Genomic DNA, 206 nt, shown 5'->3' on the forward strand with positions numbered 1-206 from the left:
GCGTTTAAAACCTTGTCTTTATCCTTTAGAAATGTCTTAAATACTGTCTGGAAAATTGGATTAACAGCGGTTATTTCCTGTTCGATAAGTTCGAAGAAATGATCTGAATTTTTCTCTTGGAAATGGAATAAGAGAAGTTGATAGAGTTCATAGTGCTGTCGTAGTTCCTCGGAGAAAGACAGGAGTTTTTCCAGTATTTCCTGAAT

1 pseudogene is annotated in these 206 nt (G+C 35.4%); it reads right to left on the minus strand.

Annotated elements, in window-relative coordinates:
• Positions 1-206: pseudogene (locus C1E99_RS00005) on the minus strand (ISL3 family transposase); the annotation flags it as partial.

The organism is Streptococcus suis (genome assembly GCF_002964045.1).
Lineage (GTDB): Bacteria > Bacillota > Bacilli > Lactobacillales > Streptococcaceae > Streptococcus > Streptococcus suis_U.